The 17,980-nt window shown below is 37.8% G+C and carries 16 protein-coding genes and 1 tRNA gene; 8 read left to right on the forward strand and 9 right to left on the reverse strand.

Features of this window, described 5'->3' with window-relative positions; all coding sequences use genetic code 11:
* Positions 1-17: 17 nt before the first annotated feature.
* The 3 genes from EGS71_RS09085 to prpF all read right to left on the reverse strand — a co-directional run bounded on the left by EGS71_RS09085 (position 18) and on the right by prpF (position 2,703).
* Positions 18-386, reverse strand: a complete 369-nt coding sequence (locus tag EGS71_RS09085) for an MmcQ/YjbR family DNA-binding protein (protein WP_001012948.1) — start codon at positions 384-386, stop codon at positions 18-20.
* A 59-nt stretch (positions 387-445) separates the two neighbouring features.
* A complete protein-coding gene (locus EGS71_RS09090; RefSeq protein WP_000097119.1) occupies positions 446-1,357 on the reverse strand; it encodes a polyprenyl synthetase family protein in 912 nt (303 codons plus the stop codon).
* A gap of 158 nt (positions 1,358-1,515) precedes the next feature.
* A complete protein-coding gene (gene prpF / locus EGS71_RS09095) occupies positions 1,516-2,703 on the reverse strand; it encodes a 2-methylaconitate cis-trans isomerase PrpF (protein ID WP_000011480.1) in 1,188 nt (395 codons plus the stop codon).
* A gap of 379 nt (positions 2,704-3,082) precedes the next feature.
* Between prpF and EGS71_RS09100 the strand changes: the two genes are divergently transcribed.
* Entirely contained in the window at positions 3,083-4,438 is a 1,356-nt protein-coding gene (locus EGS71_RS09100) for an amino acid permease (RefSeq protein ID WP_002014084.1), read from the forward strand.
* Positions 4,439-4,514: 76 nt separating this feature from the next.
* Positions 4,515-4,587: transfer RNA gene (locus EGS71_RS09105), tRNA-Arg, on the forward strand.
* Positions 4,588-4,600: 13 nt separating this feature from the next.
* Here EGS71_RS09105 and hchA read toward each other — a convergent pair.
* From hchA to EGS71_RS09125, 4 genes are all read right to left on the reverse strand, one after another.
* A complete protein-coding gene (gene hchA / locus EGS71_RS09110; protein WP_001095770.1) occupies positions 4,601-5,476 on the reverse strand; it encodes a glyoxalase III HchA in 876 nt (291 codons plus the stop codon).
* A gap of 202 nt (positions 5,477-5,678) precedes the next feature.
* Complete coding sequence (locus EGS71_RS09115) at positions 5,679-6,677, reverse strand: NAD(P)H-quinone oxidoreductase (protein WP_001053072.1); 999 nt, start codon at positions 6,675-6,677, stop codon at positions 5,679-5,681.
* Between the two features lie 46 nt (positions 6,678-6,723).
* Positions 6,724-7,617 (reverse strand): AraC family transcriptional regulator, encoded by an 894-nt coding sequence (locus EGS71_RS09120; RefSeq protein WP_001186879.1) that lies wholly within the window; start codon positions 7,615-7,617, stop codon positions 6,724-6,726.
* A gap of 158 nt (positions 7,618-7,775) precedes the next feature.
* Complete coding sequence (locus tag EGS71_RS09125; RefSeq protein ID WP_000426931.1) at positions 7,776-8,594, reverse strand: undecaprenyl-diphosphate phosphatase; 819 nt, start codon at positions 8,592-8,594, stop codon at positions 7,776-7,778.
* A 355-nt stretch (positions 8,595-8,949) separates the two neighbouring features.
* On the opposite strand from EGS71_RS09125, the gene EGS71_RS09130 reads away from it, so the two are divergent.
* Together EGS71_RS09130 and EGS71_RS09135 are read left to right on the forward strand one after the other, a co-directional pair.
* The gene (locus EGS71_RS09130) at positions 8,950-9,750 is read left to right on the forward strand and encodes a PaaX family transcriptional regulator C-terminal domain-containing protein (RefSeq protein ID WP_000799167.1); all 801 of its coding nucleotides are present in this window, start codon (positions 8,950-8,952) and stop codon (positions 9,748-9,750) included.
* Positions 9,751-9,856: 106 nt separating this feature from the next.
* A complete protein-coding gene (locus EGS71_RS09135) occupies positions 9,857-10,849 on the forward strand; it encodes a fatty acid desaturase family protein (protein ID WP_000993896.1) in 993 nt (330 codons plus the stop codon).
* A gap of 42 nt (positions 10,850-10,891) precedes the next feature.
* On the opposite strand, the gene EGS71_RS09140 is transcribed toward EGS71_RS09135, so the two are convergent.
* On the reverse strand, positions 10,892-11,926 hold the full coding sequence (locus tag EGS71_RS09140; protein WP_000187145.1) for an AraC family transcriptional regulator: 1,035 nt from the start codon (positions 11,924-11,926) through the stop codon (positions 10,892-10,894).
* Between the two features lie 163 nt (positions 11,927-12,089).
* On the opposite strand from EGS71_RS09140, the gene EGS71_RS09145 reads away from it, so the two are divergent.
* Positions 12,090-12,788, forward strand: coding sequence for an NAD(P)H-dependent oxidoreductase (locus EGS71_RS09145; RefSeq protein ID WP_001023269.1), 699 nt, complete (start codon positions 12,090-12,092; stop codon positions 12,786-12,788).
* Positions 12,789-13,386: 598 nt separating this feature from the next.
* Positions 13,387-14,817, forward strand: coding sequence for an OmpP1/FadL family transporter (locus EGS71_RS09150; protein WP_000768267.1), 1,431 nt, complete (start codon positions 13,387-13,389; stop codon positions 14,815-14,817).
* 67 nt (positions 14,818-14,884) lie between these two features.
* On the opposite strand, the gene thrH is transcribed toward EGS71_RS09150, so the two are convergent.
* Entirely contained in the window at positions 14,885-15,502 is a 618-nt protein-coding gene (gene thrH / locus EGS71_RS09155; RefSeq protein WP_000406996.1) for a bifunctional phosphoserine phosphatase/homoserine phosphotransferase ThrH, read from the reverse strand.
* Positions 15,503-15,686: 184 nt separating this feature from the next.
* On the opposite strand from thrH, the gene EGS71_RS09160 reads away from it, so the two are divergent.
* Together EGS71_RS09160 and EGS71_RS09165 are read left to right on the forward strand one after the other, a co-directional pair.
* Positions 15,687-16,421, forward strand: a complete 735-nt coding sequence (locus EGS71_RS09160; protein WP_000216076.1) for a phosphoadenylyl-sulfate reductase — start codon at positions 15,687-15,689, stop codon at positions 16,419-16,421.
* Between the two features lie 171 nt (positions 16,422-16,592).
* Entirely contained in the window at positions 16,593-17,978 is a 1,386-nt protein-coding gene (locus tag EGS71_RS09165) for a WS/DGAT/MGAT family O-acyltransferase (protein ID WP_001247589.1), read from the forward strand.
* The last annotated feature ends 2 nt before the right edge of the window (positions 17,979-17,980 follow it).

The following is a 17,980-nucleotide window of genomic DNA, read 5'->3' on the forward strand; positions in this document are numbered from 1 at the left end:
CCGTTTTTTCTTTTATATTATTGGTTGTTTAATCTTTTCTGATCTTTCAAAGGAAGCTTTTTTACGACTAAGTCATAAGAGTCGCGAATCAAATCTCGGAGAAAATCGCTTGTTAAATTTTTATGCGGTTTAATCGAAATCCAGTGTTTTTTATTCATGTGATAGCCGGGAATAATAAATGGATAGAGTTCCTGATATTCCTGACTTTTATAAGGGTCACATTTGACATTAATCATTTTTACGCCAGACACTTCCACTGTCAGCATAAACATTTTTTCTAAAATTTTAAAAACTTCATACTCTGGACCAAATGGATGAGTTTGCTCACTAAAAGGGAGATTACGCGCCGCCTCTATTGCGAGTTGATGAAGCTGTTCACCATTCATTCTTTTCTCCTGTATTCATTAAGTCTGAATAGAAGTAGGAAGATTGATTTATGTTTTTATTAATTAGTACGAGCTAACAGGAATTGTGAAATCTCAACTAATTCTTTTGCATTTTCACCGAAATGCGCTAAAGCTTCGAAAGCTTGATCATGCAATTCTTTGGCATATACTTGTGCTTGCTCTAGTCCCATTAGAGCAGGATAAGTCGATTTTTGTACTTGTTCGTCTTTACCAGCGGTTTTACCCAAGGTTTCGGTACTCGAAGTAATATCGAGAATATCGTCTAATACCTGAAAAGCCAAACCAATGGTCTGCCCATATTGACGCAACTTTGGAATTGCTTGATCTGTTCCAGAGAAGATAGTCACTGCACCCATCATAATGGCCGCCTGAATGAGCGCACCGGTTTTATTGCGATGAATATTTTCAAGTTCGTCTTGAGTAATTTGCTTGCCTTCAGCTTGTAAATCTAATACCTGTCCAGAGACCATTTTGGAGCTGGCAGTTGCTAAAATCTGCATTTGTTTTAATACAATTGCGGCATCGGTGCCCTGCCCTTGTTCATCAAACAAACGGCTACCTAAAACCTCAAAAGCCATTGATTGTAAAATATCGCCTGCAAGCAAAGCAGTATCTTCACCAAACGCAACATGACAAGTCGGCTGACCACGACGCAGTAAATCATTGTCCATACAAGGCAAATCGTCATGTGCTAGTGAGTAACAATGAATAAGTTCAACTGCAACCGCAGCACGGCGAGCCGCAGCAAAATTCGGATTTGGCTGTAAAGAAGCCGTGGCATAACACAAAGCCGGACGCACACGTTTTCCACCGAGCATAACTGCATGGTGTACAGCGCTTTTTAAAGGTTCGGGAATTGAGAATGCAGCCAGTGTCGTCAATAAATCTTGTTGAATACGTTGTTGAGCTTGTTTTAAAACATCCGCATTAACTTGAGAGAGTGATGACACAGTCGCCTCGTAAAATCAGTAGAGAAATTTTATTGAATGTGATGAAACATTCATGTGCTACATCATACACGATTCACTGTAAAAAGTGCGTGATGAGTTATAGATGTCAGAAGTAAAAAGCCTCTCTAGGGTAGAGAGGCTTTTCATTTAAATGACTTTTAGAAACTGTCACCCGGAATGCATACCCAACCTTCCATCAACACACGCGCACTACGACTCATAATAGCTTTTTTCACCACCCATTGGCCATTTGTAAGTTCAGCTTGGGCACCAACACGTAATGTTCCAGATGGATGTCCAAAACGTACTGCTTCACGCTCTCCTCCGCCAGCCGCTAAATTTACTAAAGTGCCTGGAATCGCAGCCGCTGTACCAATTGCTACCGCTGCTGTTCCCATCATGGCATGGTGAAGTTTGCCCATCGACAAAGCTCGAACGAGTAAGTCGACATCGTTCTCTGAAACGTTTTTACCGCTTGAAGCTGTGTAATTTTTTGGTTTAGAGACAAAAGCAATTTTTGGTGTGTGCTGACGTGCGGCTGCTTCTGAAATATCTTTAATTAAGCCCATCTGAACTGCACCATAGGCACGAATTTTTTCAAAACGTGCTAATGCTGCTGCATCACCATTAATATGATCTTGTAATTCAGTACCTTCGTAGCCTAAATCTTCTGCATTTAAGAAAATGGTTGGAATACCAGCATTAATAAATGTGGCTTGAAAACTACCAATCTCTGGAACATCTAATTGGTCAACAACATTCCCTGTCGGGAACATATCACCACCCTCTTCACCATCATCGGCAGGGTCTAAAAACTCAATTTGAACTTCAGCGGCAGGGAAAGTTACCCCATCTAGTTCAAAGTCTCCAGTTTCTTGAACTTGGCCATTGGTGATAGGTACATGCGCAATAATGGTTTTTTGAATATTTTTTTGCCAGATTCGAACAGTACAAAGGCCATTTTCAGGAATACGATCGGCATCAACCAAACCATTTGAAATTGCAAATGAACCAACCGCAGCTGTCAAATTACCGCAGTTACCGCTCCAATCTACAAAAGGCTGATCTATTGAAACCTGCCCAAACAAATAGTCGACATCATGGTCTGGCTGTGTACTTTTAGCGAGAATAACGGTTTTACTGGTACTCGAAGTCGCTCCACCCATTCCATCAATTTGTTTTCCATAAGGGTCTGGGCTACCAATGACACGTAGCAAGAGTTGATCTCTTGCTTGACCTGCGACTTGAGCTTTTTCCGGCAAATCATCAAGTTTAAAGAATACACCTTTACTGGTTCCACCACGCATGTAAGTTGCTGGAATTTTAATTTGCGGTACGAAGCTCATATCAACTGTTATCCTTACTATTGTGTTTTTATATCTCAAAACAAGCAGACTTGTTTAGTCATTCGCTTCATCTTAAATCGTTTTATGATCAAGAGATAGCACTCTACTTTTATACATCAATCGTATTGACGCGGGTTTATTTTGGAAATTTCAATTCATGCCTGCAATGACCGAATAAAGTAAAATCATAAGAAAAAAAGTCTATCAAAAAATATATTTTTGGAAGATTTTTCAACCAATTTAACACGATTAAAAGCAAGCTTATGATTTTAAATATTTTTTATAGTTACTTTACAGTCACCCCTTGTTCAATTGTAGTCTAGGCTAAAATAAATCCATCTATTAGAATAATTTACTTATTCATTGTGAGTGAAGACCTTTGACCAACGAATCTTCTACACTTCAACGAGGACTAAAAAATCGACATATCCAATTAATTGCTATGGGTGGAGCAATTGGTACCGGATTATTTTTAGGCTCGGCGCAAGTGATTCAATCTGCGGGACCATCCATTATTTTAGGATATGCCATTGGTGGCTTAATTGCTTTTTTAATTATGCGCCACCTGGGAGAAATGATTGTTGAAGAACCTGTTGCAGGATCGTTCAGCCATTTTGCGTATAAATACTGGGGAAAATTTCCCGGATTTTTAGCTGGATGGAATTATTGGATGCTCTATGTTCTGGTTGCGATGAGTGAACTCACCGCGGTAGCCAAATATATTAATTACTGGTGGCCTCATATTCCAGCATGGACTTCTGTCTTATTTTTCTTTGTCGTGATTACGGCAATTAACCTAACAAACGTCAAATTTTATGGTGAGTCCGAATTCTGGCTCGCTATTATTAAAGTTGCTGCGGTTATCTCTATGATTGTTTTTGGCCTTTATTTGCTATTTACAGCAGATGTAGGTTCAAGCATTTCGTTTAGTAACCTTTGGTCTCATGGTGGATTTTTTCCAAATGGCTTTAGTGGCCTCTTCTATATGTTGGCTTTCTTGATGTTCGCCTTTGGTGGTATTGAACTGATTGGTATGGCCGCGGCGGAAGCAAAAGATCCGAAAAAAACCATTCCAAAAGCAATTAACCAAGTTGTTTTCCGTATCTTGATTTTCTATATCGGTTCACTAGCGATTTTACTTTCATTAGTACCGTGGAACCAATTAGATCTAGGCGGACTCGATAAAAGTCCATTTGTTATGATTTTTAGTCAAATGGGTATTGGTTGGGCTGCACACTTACTGAACTTTATTATTTTAACCGCTGCTCTCTCTGTTTATAACAGTGGGATGTTTGCAAATAGCCGTATGCTTTACGGTTTAGCTCAACAAGGCAATGCACCAAAAATTTTCAAGAAAGTAAATAAACAAGGTGTACCTGTACCAGCAGTTTTGCTATCGGCATTACTCATTTTTGGCTGTGTTCTTTTAAATTACTTTGTACCAGAAGATGCTTTAAGCCACTTAATGTACATTGTTGTTGGAGCACTGGTATTGAACTGGGCGATGATCAGTATGACTCACCTTAAGTTTAAATCAGCAATGAAAAAACTCGGTCAAAAAACTCACTTTCCTGCACTTTGGGCACCGTTTAGTAACTATTTGGTTTTAGGTTTTATTGCTGTAGTACTCTACATTATGTGGAGTCAGGGCTTTAAAGAATCAGTGATGATGATTCCTATTTGGATCATTCTCATGTTTATTTTGTTTAAAGTACTCAATGCCAAAGAACAGTAATCTAACAGCTTGTACTTAAAACTATAAAAAGTCATTGCCTCGGCAATGGCTTTTTTGTTTATAATCAGAAAATTATGCGCCCTTAGCTTAACTGGATAGAGCAGTTGCCTCCTAAGCGACCGACGTGGGTTCGAGTCCCGCAGGGCGCACACTTTTAGTGAATTAATCCTTCACTTCAGCCAACAATGTTTCAGCTGCAAGTTTGCCTAAATTATTAGAAGCAAGCGGACTATCGCCCGTTAACAATTTACGGTCTCGATGACATTGACCAGTAATGCCAGTGTTCAAAATCTTCACACCGAGTTTTTCAAGGTTTTCACCGACTAACCACGGTAAAGCTCCAGGCATGTAACCAATATCAATATTCGCTCCCTTATCTAACGAATCAGGGAATACACAAATTTGATAATCTTTAAAAATATAATTCTCAGGCTGTTCATCTACTGCGGCAGCCAGTAACGAAGCTGGACCATGACATAACGTAATAATAAATTTGTCTTGTTCAACTGCCCATTTAAGAACTTTCTTCACTTCAAGGCTATGCGGAATCTTCGCTAATACCCCATGCCCACCCGGAATAAATACAGCCGCATATGAAGAGTTTTCACCGACTACATTTTCTAAAATATCGGCAAGTTTTAACGGATTTTTTAATTTATCTGCATATTTCTGGAAAGTATCTAATACTACTTGTTCTTGCTTTGGCATTGCCCACATTTCAAGTTTGGCTGGATTACCTGAAAGTGTCGCAACGTCAATTTCAAAACCAGCATTATCTAAATGGAACATTGGCAAAAGCATTTCTACTGGATGGTTTCCAGTAGAAAAGAACTTACCGTTTTGCATCTGGATATAGCGTTCATCAGTTGCAATCATTAAAACCTTTTTATTGCCCGCATACGGCGTTGGATAGGTTGTGCCATCGTAATCTGTTTTAGGAGAAGTATATTGACTCAGTGAATATGGTGATGGGAAGAACGCATTATCTTCAGCTAAATCTGGAGTTGGATTTTTATCATTTGATGCTGGGGTATTCATGGTTACCATCCTTTAGAATTGAAGAGCGAAATAACAGCTTTAAGACAGTTATTATTTCTTATTAAATGTATATTCAGATCAAGAAACAGGTGCAACAAGCCAATAGAATTTGGCAATTTTTATATAGAAATAGGCACAATTAATAATTATAAAATTTCAGTTTAGGCAAACATGTCATTCACCTAAACTGTCACAGATAAGATTAAGCATTCATCTCTAAAACGATCTTTCCAATATGGTCGCCCTGCTCCATACATGCATGAGCACTTTGTACATCTGAAAAAGCATACGTTTTATAGATTTGTGGTAAACACTTGCCTTGCGCTAATAACGGCCATACATGTTCATGTAAAGATTGAGCAATCTGTGCTTTTTCTTGGCTATTACGCGCTCGCATCGTTGAGCCTGTAATCGTTGCGCGTTTTAAGATCAGTTCCTGCAAGTCAAATTCTTTTGCAATTCGACCTCCCATAAAGCCAATAATGACAAGTCGGCCATCACGTTTTAATAGATTTAAGTTTTTCTGAAAATAAGAACCACCCACAATATCCAAAATAACATCAACACCTTGTTCTTGAGTATGGTTCAAAATTTCCTGCTCAAAATCTTGGGTTTTATAATTAATTGCTGTGGTTAAGTCAGAGAGTGCTTCAACTTTATCTTCACTACCAACAGTAGCAAAAGTTTTAATACCTAAAGCATGGCAAATCGCTAAAGCTGTGGTTCCGATCCCACTTGCACCACCATGAATCAGGGCAGTTTCATCTTTCTTTAAACGGCCAATATCAAATAGATTTGCCCATACCGTAAAAAAAGTTTCCGGAATCGCAGCAGCTTGAGTAAATGATAAATTCTCAGGTATTGGTAATACTTGAGTTGCAGTTACCGCACAGTATTCTGCATACCCGCCACCATTGGTTAAAGCACAAACCTTGTCCCCGACTTTAAACTGTTGCACTTGCTCACCCACAGCAACCACTACTCCGGCGACTTCAAGTCCAGGGATTTGAGTAACCCCTTTAGGCATTGGATATAACCCCATACGCTGTAAGACATCAGGGCGGTTAATTCCAGCGGCTTTAACCTCAATTAAAACTTCATCAGCTTGAGGTACCGGAACATTTGAATCTTGAAGTTTTAAAACCTCAGGTCCGCCAGGAACCGTAATTTCAACAATTTTCATGGTTGTCGGAAGATTCATTGATATGCTCCATGTTTGGTTTATATTTAAGACGTGTTGATTTACTTTAGTTTGTTGATAATTTAGGTGGAACTCCAAACAGCCGCTTAAACTCTCGACTAAACTGTGAGGCACTCACATATCCTACCTCATAGGCAGCTTCTGCAACGCCCATTTGGTTATTTAGGATTAGATCACGTGCCTTATGTAATCGAGTAATTTTGATGTACTGTAATGGAGAATAGTTGGTAACTTTCTTAAAAGCTTGATGAAAAAGCGAAACGCTCATTCCTGCTTGTTTAGCCAACTCCTGAACTGTTAAGTTACGATAATAATCTCTTTGAATAATTTCACAAATCGTATAAATCACTCCACTTCGGCTCATAATAGCCGAAAGGTTCTGGATAAAATCACTACCGCCAGCTTGTAAAACCCGATAAATAAGTTCGCGTTTCACCTGCTCTCCTAAGATTGCAGTATCTTGCTTGGAACGAAGTAAGTTCAACAAACGTAAAGCAACATCAGATATGACCGCGTTCATTTCAATAATATTTAAACCACAGCTCAGTTTTATCTCTTTGTTATCAAGGTCTTCTATAAGTGGCCGCTGCTCTTTATCCATTTTAGTCGCCAGCTCAGCCATCATTTGAGGTTCAAATTTAATCGCAATTGCAAGCATTGGTTCACGCTCAACCAAGGTATCGCAATCAAAAGGAATAGCAATTGAGATAAATAAACACTGGCCTTGTTGAAACTTAAAAATATCTTTTCCAATATAAGCCCGTTTTACACCCTGAATGACTAAAACAATGGAAGGCTCTTGCAATACGGCAACGGGCTGTGTGGAATGATCTACCCTCATCAGGGTGATATTTGAAATATGAGTGGGATATAACCCCTCTTGAGGAGCCAAATACAAAAAAGCCTCTACCAAACTTTTCGTCAAGTCATTCTGTTGCATTGCTTTATTTTTTACGGGCTATTTAAGATTTACTATATCAATCAAACTAAAAGGAAAAAGTATTTCTTGGTAGTACTTTGTATAAATAAGCAAGTTAAAGCTATTTTTAGGCATAAAAAAACCTAGATTTCTCTAGGTTTTTATCCTTAATCTGACTATTAAGCAGATAAGTTAAAGAACATAGCAGCAATTAGGATAATTACACCTAATACAATTCGATACCACGCAAATACACGTAATGTATGACGCTCAACGAAGAGTACGAGTGCTTTTACAACCAATAAAGCAGCAATAAATGCCGCAACAAAACCCACTCCAATATTAACCATATTGTCTGAAGTCAACACATCAGCATTTTTAATTAGGTCAAATGTCGCTGCACCTAGCATGGTCGGCATTGCAAGGAAAAAAGAAAACTCTGTTGCAGCTTTACGAGACAAGCCAGCAAACATCCCGCCTACAATTGTCGCACCTGAACGAGAGGTTCCAGGAATCATCGCAACACATTGAGCCAGACCTACTAAAAGCGCCTGTTTAAACGTGATCTTGGTCGCATCATCTGTTTTATGTTCAAATTGTTTAGATTCAACCCAGAAAATAATAAGCGCGCCGACAATCAGAGCAATCGCAACTACAATTGGGCTAAATAAAACACTTTTAATAAAATCTACAGCTAAAACGCCAATAATCACTGCCGGGAAAAAAGCAATTAAGACACTAATGGCAAAATGGCGTGACTCGACATCACCACTAAAAAAACCTTTGATTAAGTTAATGATTTTCTGACGATATAACCAACACACTGCCAGAATAGCACCTAACTGGATCACTACTTCAAAGACACGACCACCATCTGAATGGAAATCGATAATATGACCAAATAAAATTAAATGACCAGTACTCGAAATAGGTAAAAATTCAGTTAAGCCTTCAACAAAGCCTAGAAACAGTGCTTTTATAACTTCAAAATTTTCCATAACTTGCTCAAAGAAAGTTAGTTAATCACTAGAACGATCTAAAATTTATTTTATTGCCACAGTTAGCCTTTTATTTAGCTCAACACATGTTCAATATCAGATCATTTCTAGCATTTGTGGTTATTGCCTCTAGTGAAAGGCAGTTTATTTAAAGTGCGATAATGTATCACATCATAATGACAAACTTAGGTTAACTATCGTAAAAAGATAAAACTTGGTTAAAAATGGCCAAATTTTCTTTTGTTATAGATGAGTCTTTTACAATAGATGAGTTTAGAAAATCATCTTAAAAAGTCCTTAAAAAAACATGTTATTATTCCAATTAAATACAACTCATATCAAAAATTCAGACTGAATGAAAAATACCAAAATTAACGCACGTCATCTTATTATCGACCTCTTTCTTTCTTCCGCTTATCCTCAGCTCAGTATCAAACAAATTTTGGTTGCAGCTAAACTTTTTAACTTAAGTGAAAATGGTATTCGAGTTGCGACAACACGCTTGTTAAATGAAGGTATGATCCAGAGCGTAGAACGCGGAATCTATCAACTTTCTCCATCTGCAAAAGATTGGGCGAAAGTTATTCTCAATCGTAAAAATGGAATTAAACAAACTAAAGAATGGCAGCAGCATTATCTTGCCGTGTTTACAGGAACTTTAGGCCGCATAGATCGAACAGCACTAAAAAAACGGGAACGTGCACTTCGTCAATTTGGTTTTAAAGAGTTAGAAACTGGTATTTACATCCGCCCAGACAATTTAGCTTATAGCTTTGAAAAAACCTGTGATGAGCTTGTTTTAGCAGGGCTAGAGAAAGAAGCAAAAATTTGTATTATTCAGCATGTCGACTCAACAACACTTAAGCAAATTTTTTCTTTATGGGATACCAAACAACTCGAAAAAAATTATGAAATGTATAGTCGAGATATTACGCACTGGCTTGAAAATTATGCTCACTCCCCTTTAAACGATGCAGCAGTCAAGGCACTTCTTTTAGGAAGGGAAACAATTGCCTTACTCATGAATGACCCATTATTACCAGAGCCATTTGTAAATGAATCTGCTCGTAATCAATTTGCTCAAGATGTACAGCAACTAGATGCAATTGGCCAAAAACTTTGGAAAAAAATATATGAACAGGAATTAAATTTATAGCCATCTGATTTATTTTTTTACAAACAAATATTTCACTTTTTAAATTTTTATGACTATATTTGTAATATAAAATATGGATACCAAACTCTAATTTGGGAGAATAAAAATGAATGCACAGGTGAGTGTTACCGATCTATTTAGCAGAAAAGAAATACAAGAGCTTACAGAACCTTCAGATGCATATGGCGCTTGGGCCGTTGCTAGCACATGGGCTGTTATTGGAGGAACATTTGCCAGCTTAATTATGATGTGGGATTACTTACCGAGTTGGGGGAAATTATTAGCATGTATGCTTGCTCTAGCTGTTTTAGCTGGCCGTCAGTTATGCCTCGCAATTTTAATGCACGATGCATCCCATAAAAGTTTATTCAAAAATAAGAAAATAAATGATTTCGTTGGGGAGTGGCTATGTGCCCGCCCAATCTGGAACGACCTACAAAAATATCGTGTGCACCATGTTCGTCATCACGCCAAAACATCTACACCAGATGACCCAGATCTTTCTTTAGTTGCAGGCTTTCCTGTCAGTAAAAAATCTCTTACTCGTAAATTCTTACGCGACTTAACCGGTATAACAGGATTAAAGTTTAGCTTAGGCCGTGTGTTGATGGACCTTGATGTCATGAAATGGACTGTAGCCAATGATCAAATCTGGTTAGACCGCAGTGATAAAAAATTTGTTGACTATGCAAAGAGTATTGCAAAAAACAGTACAGGCGCTATTGCAACCAACCTATTACTTTATGGTGTTTTAAAAGCATGTGGTCAACAACGTTTTTATTGGTTATGGCCTTTGGCTTATTTGACTCCATTTCCATTATTTTTAAGAATCCGTTCAATGGCAGAACATGCAGGTATGCAAACCAGCAATACTGCTTTAACTAACACTCGTACTACACGTGCAGGTTGGATTGCGAGAAGCTTTGTGGCCCCTATTCATGTCAATTACCATATGGAACATCATTTAATGGCGTCTGTTCCATATTTTAAATTACCGCGTATGCACAAAATATTAAGAGAACGTGGGCATGTGCCCACTCCACCGAGCTATTTTGAAGTAATTCATACACTTTCATCAAAACAAGAGTTAACAAATTAAAATAGGGTTAGAAGACCACTTTCAAATTTGTGGTCTTCTTGATTATTCACTTATATCTAAATTTTTTAGTTTTAACTGAGTTTGATAATACTTCGGTGTTACACCCATCCAGCGCTTAAATGCACGAGTGAAATGGGGTGTATCGGCATAGCCTAAACTTAATGCCACAGCTTCAATTGACATTAAACTATTTTGCAAAAGTTCTTGTGCATATTGCTTTCGAGTTAAATCAACTAATGCTGAGAAACTTGTATTCTCTATTGCCAAATACCGCTGTAGGCTACGTTCTGACATATTCATCATTTGGGCAACTTGCTTAACTTTTAATATTTCCCCCTGACTATTGATCAATAATTTTTTTATTACTTGGCTAATTTCTGCTTTCCATCCACTTCGTAACTTCAATTTATCAATATCTTTTTTACACTGTGCTTTCAGTAAAGGTGCCAGCATAGGATCAGCCGTGAGTACAGGCTGCATTAAATATTCTTTTGGAAAAATCCAAATATTATGTTTTTGCTCAAATAAACAACTTACCCCTAATTTATCTTTTATTTTTGAAAAACCTATTGGTTCGGACATATTCAATTGCACTGTACCTAAAGAAGATAACCCTGTTAGATGTTTTGCGATGTGAACAAAACCTAATAACAAAAAAATAGTCGCATCTGAACTTAATTGAAAACTTTTTAAAGGTTGTTGAATAGACCAGTAAACATCGTCTTGCTCTTGCTTTAACTCGGGTTTAAAGGCATCACAACGCGAACCAATAAATTGTTCAAGTATTTTTAAAGCCTCTCCAAGATTTGCAGACACCATAGCTGCCATACCGACAGAACCATAACAAGAAGCTTTCATTTCCAATGCAAAATAACCCGCTAATGCTGGCTCATGAGTGAGTTGAATCGCATGCTCAAGTAAGTTATTTAAGGTATTAAACTCAACATACCAATACGGTTTTTTTAATTGTTCTGGTGTTACTCCACTACCCTCTAAAAACTGCTCACAAGAGATACCTCTGCGCTTAACGATCTCTGCTAATAAATTAATATAAGTTCCGGGTAATTCTGGAGTCATGAGCGGCCCATTAGAAAGCGTAATTGTGGCATTAAATGGTAAAAACTGTCAGTTTTTGAACTATGCCATACTTTTAAATTCAGGCATAGTCACTTAAGACAAACTGACTTAACTCTCCGACATTCCACTAAAAACTAATCTTATCTTTAAGAGTAAAGCCACTATGAATATCCTGATTGTTCATGCTCATCCAGAACCTCTGTCTTTTACAAGTTCCCTAAAAACAACAGCACAGCAAACCTTTAAAAAATTGGGCCATCAAGTAGAAATTTCCGATTTATATGCAATGCAGTTTAATCCTGTTGCCTCTAAGGAAGATTTTTTAGAACTCAATCAACCTGATTATTTTAACTACGCATTAGAACAGCGAAATGCCACAAAACAACAACTTTTGTCTCCTGATATTCAAGTAGAAATTGACAAAGTAAAACGTGCAGATCTAGTTATCTTGAACTTTCCACTTTATTGGACTTCTGTTCCAGCAATTTTAAAAGGCTGGATTGATCGTGTATTTGTCTCTGGACTTTTTTATGGGGGTAAGCGGTTTTACAACCATGGTGGCATGGCAGGTAAAAAAGCAATGCTCTGTTTAACACTCGGTGGTAGAACACATATGTTTGGGGAAAATTCTATTCACGGACCAATTGAACATTATCTATCACCGATTCAACGCGGTACTTTGGCTTATACTGGCTTTGAAGTTCTTCCCCCATTCATTGCCTACCATGTACCTTACATTAGCCAAGAAGCACGTGAAACTATTCTTGAGGACTATGTCACTTATCTCACTCACCTTGACCAACTTGAACCATTAAAATTTCCTAAACTTGAAGAATTTGATGAAAAGTTATATCCCCTCTAATGCTATATTTTAAATCTAAAAGGCGCGATAACCGATTTCTTTTCTATTTCGGTTATCCCTTAAATAAAGCAAGCTTAAATCCAGCAATTAATTCCTCAAAAAATTTGACCAAATAGTAAAGGAAATACTCTCAATTTTTATCAAGCAAATAACAATATAAAACCGAATCAATAATATACATGTGTAGAGAAACTAGACATATCCATTAAAAATGATGACCAATACTCATTTCATAATCAATCAATTCATATTTTTACAAAAAAATCTTTGACCATTTTTCTTGGATTTATGACAAAAATGCCATAAAAACAAGCAACTTTAATAATAGATAAAAAATATAAATATCAATTATTTAAATTAATTAAACAACAAAAATATTCCTTCATATTTCATTCATTATTGCCATTTTTTGTATAAAAAGTGAGTACTCTGGAGTTCATAGAACAGATTTACTCTTAGTGTAATTATGCTATTTTTGTTACATGGAGTTATCAATGCTTTGAAACTTGTAATTCAAAGCACTGAAGGCAACACAGTTTAAACGGTTTAACTCTGTTACTTTTAAAAAAATGTCTTGAAGTTCAAGGAAAGATTAAAAATGAAATTAAAACATCTGAGCACTGCAATGATTTTAGCAACGCTGCCTGCAACTGGGGTTTTTGCAGCAGCTTTAGATCGCTCTGGACAGTCAATGTCTGCGTTCTTCCAACCTGGCAATTACTTTGAAGCAGGTATTTCTGTTCTAGATCCTGATGTAGCTGGTAAAGAAGCTGGATCTAGTGCCACACGTCGTGATATTGGCGATATGGCGAATGACTACTACTTCCCAAGTGCTGCATTAAAATTACAAATTAATGACCAATTTTCTTTCGGTCTACTCTACGATCAACCATTTGGAGCAGATGCAGAATATTCAGGTAATAACGTATTCGTTTCTCAGCCAGGTTCTGATTCTGTTTTATCAGCCACTGCGATTGATGGGATTGTCACTAAAAAAGCAACTGAAGCTTTGCAAGCACAAGGTTTGCCTGTTAATGACCAAACTTTAGCTTTAGCAAAAGGTCAAGTTTTAGCAAGTCCTCAATTTAAACAACTTGCTGGCGCTCTTGCTGCGGCAAATAATTATTTAGGTAATGGCGGAACTAAAGTTAAAGTTGATACACAAAACTTATCTTTTGTATTTGGTTATCAACCAACTAAAAACTTTAACTTCTATGCAGGCCCTGTATTACAAACCGTTAAAGGTAATGTAAGTTTACGAGGTCAAGCTTATAGCCTTTATAATGGTTATGATGCAAGTATTAAAGAAACTACAGGTGCTGGATGGTTAGCAGGGGCAGCTTATCAGATTCCTGAAATCGCACTTAGAGCATCTGTAACTTATCGTTCTGAAATTGACCATAAAGTGGATATTAATGAAAATCTATCTTTATTGAATTTCCCTGGTCTTACTTCAGTATTGGCTGGTTTAGACGTTCCAGCATCTAAACTTCAAGCAATTAATTCATCTGGTAAAACTACAATCACAACACCACAGTCTGTTAACCTTGATTTTCAAACAGGTATCATGGCTGATACAGTTGCGTTTGCCAATGTACGCTGGGTGAACTGGAAAGATTTCTCAATTCAGCCATATAAATTTGGCAAAGTCTCAGAAGCTGTAGGTGGTCTTGTTGGACGTCCAAATGGCTTCAACCTAGTTGAATATTCTGATGACCAATGGTCTGTAAACGCTGGTGTAGGCCGTAAGCTTAATGATAAATGGGCTGGTAATGTCTCTGTAGGTTGGGACTCTGGTGCAGGTAATCCTGTAACAACATTAGGACCAACAGAAGGTTACTGGAACGTAGGTTTAGGTGTTCAATATAGCCCTACTCCTCAAACTTTCATTGCTGGTGGTGTAAAATACTTCTGGTTGGGTGATGCTAAAGCACAAACAGGTGCGCAAGCAGGTAGTGATCAATATGTTGCAGATTTCTCTGATAACGATGCTATCGCTTACGGTTTAAAACTTGGTTATAAATTCTAAGTTTCAAAAACCAATCTAAATAAAAAAGGCGCTATAAGCGCCTTTTTTATTGCCTATTTTTTCTTGCTTAAGCAGGAATATTGCGCTGTGAAACAGAACGGATTGCTTCTTTTAATGCATCATAACCATTGATTGCAGGAAACTGCGGAAACTCCGCAATAACATTTGCAGGCGCATCAAACAAGAAACCATGGTCGGCTTCACCAAGCATCGTTGTATCATTATATGAATCACCTGCTGCAATCACACGGAAATTCAAACCATGTAGTGCTTTAACCGACTCACGTTTTTGGTCAGGTTGGCGAAGTTTATAAGCTGTAATCATACCATTTTCATCTGTCTCTAATTTATGACAGAAAATTGTTGGCCAGCCTAATTGCTTCATTAAAGGATGAGCAAACTCATAGAAAGTATCCGACAAAATGACCAATTGGAAATGATTGCTTACCCATTCAACAAACTCTTTTGCACCTGGTAGTGGCCCCATCTCGGCAATAACTTCTTGGATGTCTTTTAAGCCTAAACCGTGTTGTTTTAGGATATTCAGACGCTGAGTCATTAAAACATCATAATCCGGAATATCACGAGTTGTTGCTTCTAGTTCTTTAATCCCTGTTTTTTTTGCGAAATTGATCCAAATTTCAGGAACTAAAACTCCCTCAAGATCTAGGCATACGATTTCCATGAATGCTTCCAACGTTGGTTAAAAATTGCTGTATCATACCATTAAGATTTTCAGTTTTGCGTTGTTATTGATCAAATCAATTTTATTCATAAGGATCGAAATTAAAGTGCTAAGCAATTTATTCACTATCCTTTAGAATATTTTTCATAACTCAATGCGCCCAAGCCTTTTGCCAGGAACACCCATGACCGTTATTCCGACTATTGATATCGTTGATGCTCTCGCGGCTGAATATGCAGCTAAAAGTCCGCGCGAGATTCTAGAACTTGCATTAAGCCAACAAGGTGAAATCGCAATTTCGTTCTCTGGAGCAGAAGATGTAGTCTTAATTGATATGGCTTCACGTTTAGGTAAACCTTTCCGTGTTTTTAGTCTTGATACAGGCCGTCTACACCCTGAAACTTATCAATTTATTGAAACTGTTCGTAAGCACTACAATATTAATATCGAGATTTGCTTCCCTGATGCGGAAGCTGTGCAAAGCATGGTGAATGAAAAAGGCTTATTTAGCTTCTTTAAAGATGGACATCAAGAATGCTGTGGCATACGAAAAGTTCAACCTTTACGTAAGAAACTGGCGACCTTAGATGGCTGGATTACAGGTCAGCGTAAAGATCAAAGCCCTGGTACACGTACGGAAATTCCAGTGGTACAAGCTGATGCAGGCTTCTCTGGTCCGGGTAAGCAACTCATTAAATATAATCCGCTCGCGAACTGGTCTAGCGCCGATGTGTGGAGTTATATCCGCATGATGGAAATTCCATATAACCCTCTACACGAGCGTGGTTTTGTTTCGATTGGTTGTGAGCCATGTACACGTCCAGTACTTCCAAATCAACATGAACGTGAAGGCCGTTGGTGGTGGGAAGAAGCAACACAAAAAGAATGTGGCTTACATGCAGGTAACTTGAAAAAATAGTTCGGTATAAAAAAACCACTGATGAATCAGTGGTTTTTTTTACAGTTATATCTCGTACACAAAGTCATATTTAATCTGTAATAAACGCTATATACTAAATTTACGGTTCTATAATTCTAATAAGAGCTCAGTTAAGGGCTTCTTAGAAAAAAGCATGAGGCACAACGAGTTATGCGTCCATTACACCCTATTGATTTTATTTTTCTATCACTAGAAAAAAGACAACAACCGATGCATGTTGGCGGATTGTTTTTATTTGAAATACCTGAAAATGCCCCTGAAACTTTCGTTCATGATTTAGTAGAAGAAATTCGCCAATCTAAAAGTATTCCTGTCCCACCCTTTAATAACCGTTTAAATGGTCTATTTTGGGATGAAGATGAAGAGTTCGATATCGACCACCATTTTCGCCATATTGCCTTGCCTCATCCTGGCCGAATTCGTGAATTACTGGTTTATATTTCCCAGCAGCACAGCTCTTTAATTGATCGTGCAAAACCACTTTGGACGTGTGACATTATTGAAGGGATCGAAGGTAATCGTTTCGCGATGTACTTTAAGATTCATCATGCCATGGTTGATGGTGTTGCAGGCATGCGCTTAATTGAGAAGTCGCTGTCAAAAACACCACAAGAAAAACATGTGGTTCCACTTTGGTGTGTAGAAAGTAAAAGAACAAAACGCTTAAAAGTACCAAAACCAAGTACAAGTAAGATCAAAAGTATTTTAGGTGGTATCAAATCACAGCTTGAAGTAACCCCTAAAGTCATGCAGGAATTATCGCAAACCATTTTTAAAGAAATGGGTAAAAATCCTGATTATGTCTCCACCTTTCAGGCTCCGGTTTCAATTTTAAATCAACGTGTAAGTGCTTCACGTCGCTTTGCAGCTCAATCTTTTGAATTAAGCCGTCTTAGAAAAATTTCTAAAGCACTTGGTGTAACGATCAATGACGTCGTACTTGCTGTGTGTTCTGGGGCATTACGTGAATATCTGATTAGTCACAACAGCCTGCCTAGAAAGCCTCTTATTGCCATGGTTCCTGCTTCCCTACGCACAGATGACTCTGACGTGAGCAATCGTATTACCATGATTTTGGCAAATTTAGGAACCCATAAAGATCAGCCACTAGAGCGGCTCGAGATCATTCGTCGTAGTATGCAAAATTCAAAGCAACGCTTTAGCCGCATGACCGCGAATGAGATTTTAAACTATAGCGCTGTTGTTTATGGTCCAGCTGGACTTAACATCATGTCGGGGATGCTTCCTAAGCGTCAGGCATTCAATTTAGTGATTTCCAATGTACCTGGCCCACGTGAGCCGCTTTATTGGAATGGTGCGAAATTAGATGCACTCTACCCTGCTTCTATTGTCATGGACGGGCAAGCGCTCAATATTACAATGACAAGCTATCTGGATAAGCTTGAAGTAGGTTTAACAGCATGTCGAAATGCTTTACCTAAAATGCAAAACCTTTTAACGCATCTTGAAGATGAGATTCAACGGTTCGAAGAAATTATTGAAGAGAAACAGCTGAAACATCATTCAGCGAGTTAGGA

Origin of the sequence: Acinetobacter sp. FDAARGOS_559, from assembly GCF_003940475.1 — a bacterium.
Taxonomy (GTDB): domain Bacteria; phylum Pseudomonadota; class Gammaproteobacteria; order Pseudomonadales; family Moraxellaceae; genus Acinetobacter; species Acinetobacter baumannii.

Excerpts from the sequence above, each read along its gene's own strand:
- EGS71_RS09145 (WP_001023269.1), top strand. The coding sequence starts at position 12,090 with ATGAATATCCTGATTGTTCATGCTCATCCAGAACCTCTGTCTTTTACA.
- EGS71_RS09130 (WP_000799167.1), top strand. The coding sequence starts at position 8,950 with ATGAAAAATACCAAAATTAACGCACGTCATCTTATTATCGACCTCTTT.
- EGS71_RS09150 (WP_000768267.1), top strand. The coding sequence starts at position 13,387 with ATGAAATTAAAACATCTGAGCACTGCAATGATTTTAGCAACGCTGCCT.
- EGS71_RS09135 (WP_000993896.1), top strand. The coding sequence starts at position 9,857 with ATGAATGCACAGGTGAGTGTTACCGATCTATTTAGCAGAAAAGAAATA.
- EGS71_RS09160 (WP_000216076.1), top strand. The coding sequence starts at position 15,687 with ATGACCGTTATTCCGACTATTGATATCGTTGATGCTCTCGCGGCTGAA.
- EGS71_RS09085 (WP_001012948.1), bottom strand. The coding sequence starts at position 386 with ATGAATGGTGAACAGCTTCATCAACTCGCAATAGAGGCGGCGCGTAAT.
- EGS71_RS09125 (WP_000426931.1), bottom strand. The coding sequence starts at position 8,594 with ATGGAAAATTTTGAAGTTATAAAAGCACTGTTTCTAGGCTTTGTTGAA.
- EGS71_RS09120 (WP_001186879.1), bottom strand. The coding sequence starts at position 7,617 with ATGCAACAGAATGACTTGACGAAAAGTTTGGTAGAGGCTTTTTTGTAT.
- hchA (WP_001095770.1), bottom strand. The coding sequence starts at position 5,476 with ATGAATACCCCAGCATCAAATGATAAAAATCCAACTCCAGATTTAGCT.
- thrH (WP_000406996.1), bottom strand. The coding sequence starts at position 15,502 with ATGGAAATCGTATGCCTAGATCTTGAGGGAGTTTTAGTTCCTGAAATT.
- prpF (WP_000011480.1), bottom strand. The coding sequence starts at position 2,703 with ATGAGCTTCGTACCGCAAATTAAAATTCCAGCAACTTACATGCGTGGT.
- EGS71_RS09115 (WP_001053072.1), bottom strand. The coding sequence starts at position 6,677 with ATGAATCTTCCGACAACCATGAAAATTGTTGAAATTACGGTTCCTGGC.
- EGS71_RS09140 (WP_000187145.1), bottom strand. The coding sequence starts at position 11,926 with ATGACTCCAGAATTACCCGGAACTTATATTAATTTATTAGCAGAGATC.
- EGS71_RS09165 (WP_001247589.1), top strand. The coding sequence starts at position 16,593 with ATGCGTCCATTACACCCTATTGATTTTATTTTTCTATCACTAGAAAAA.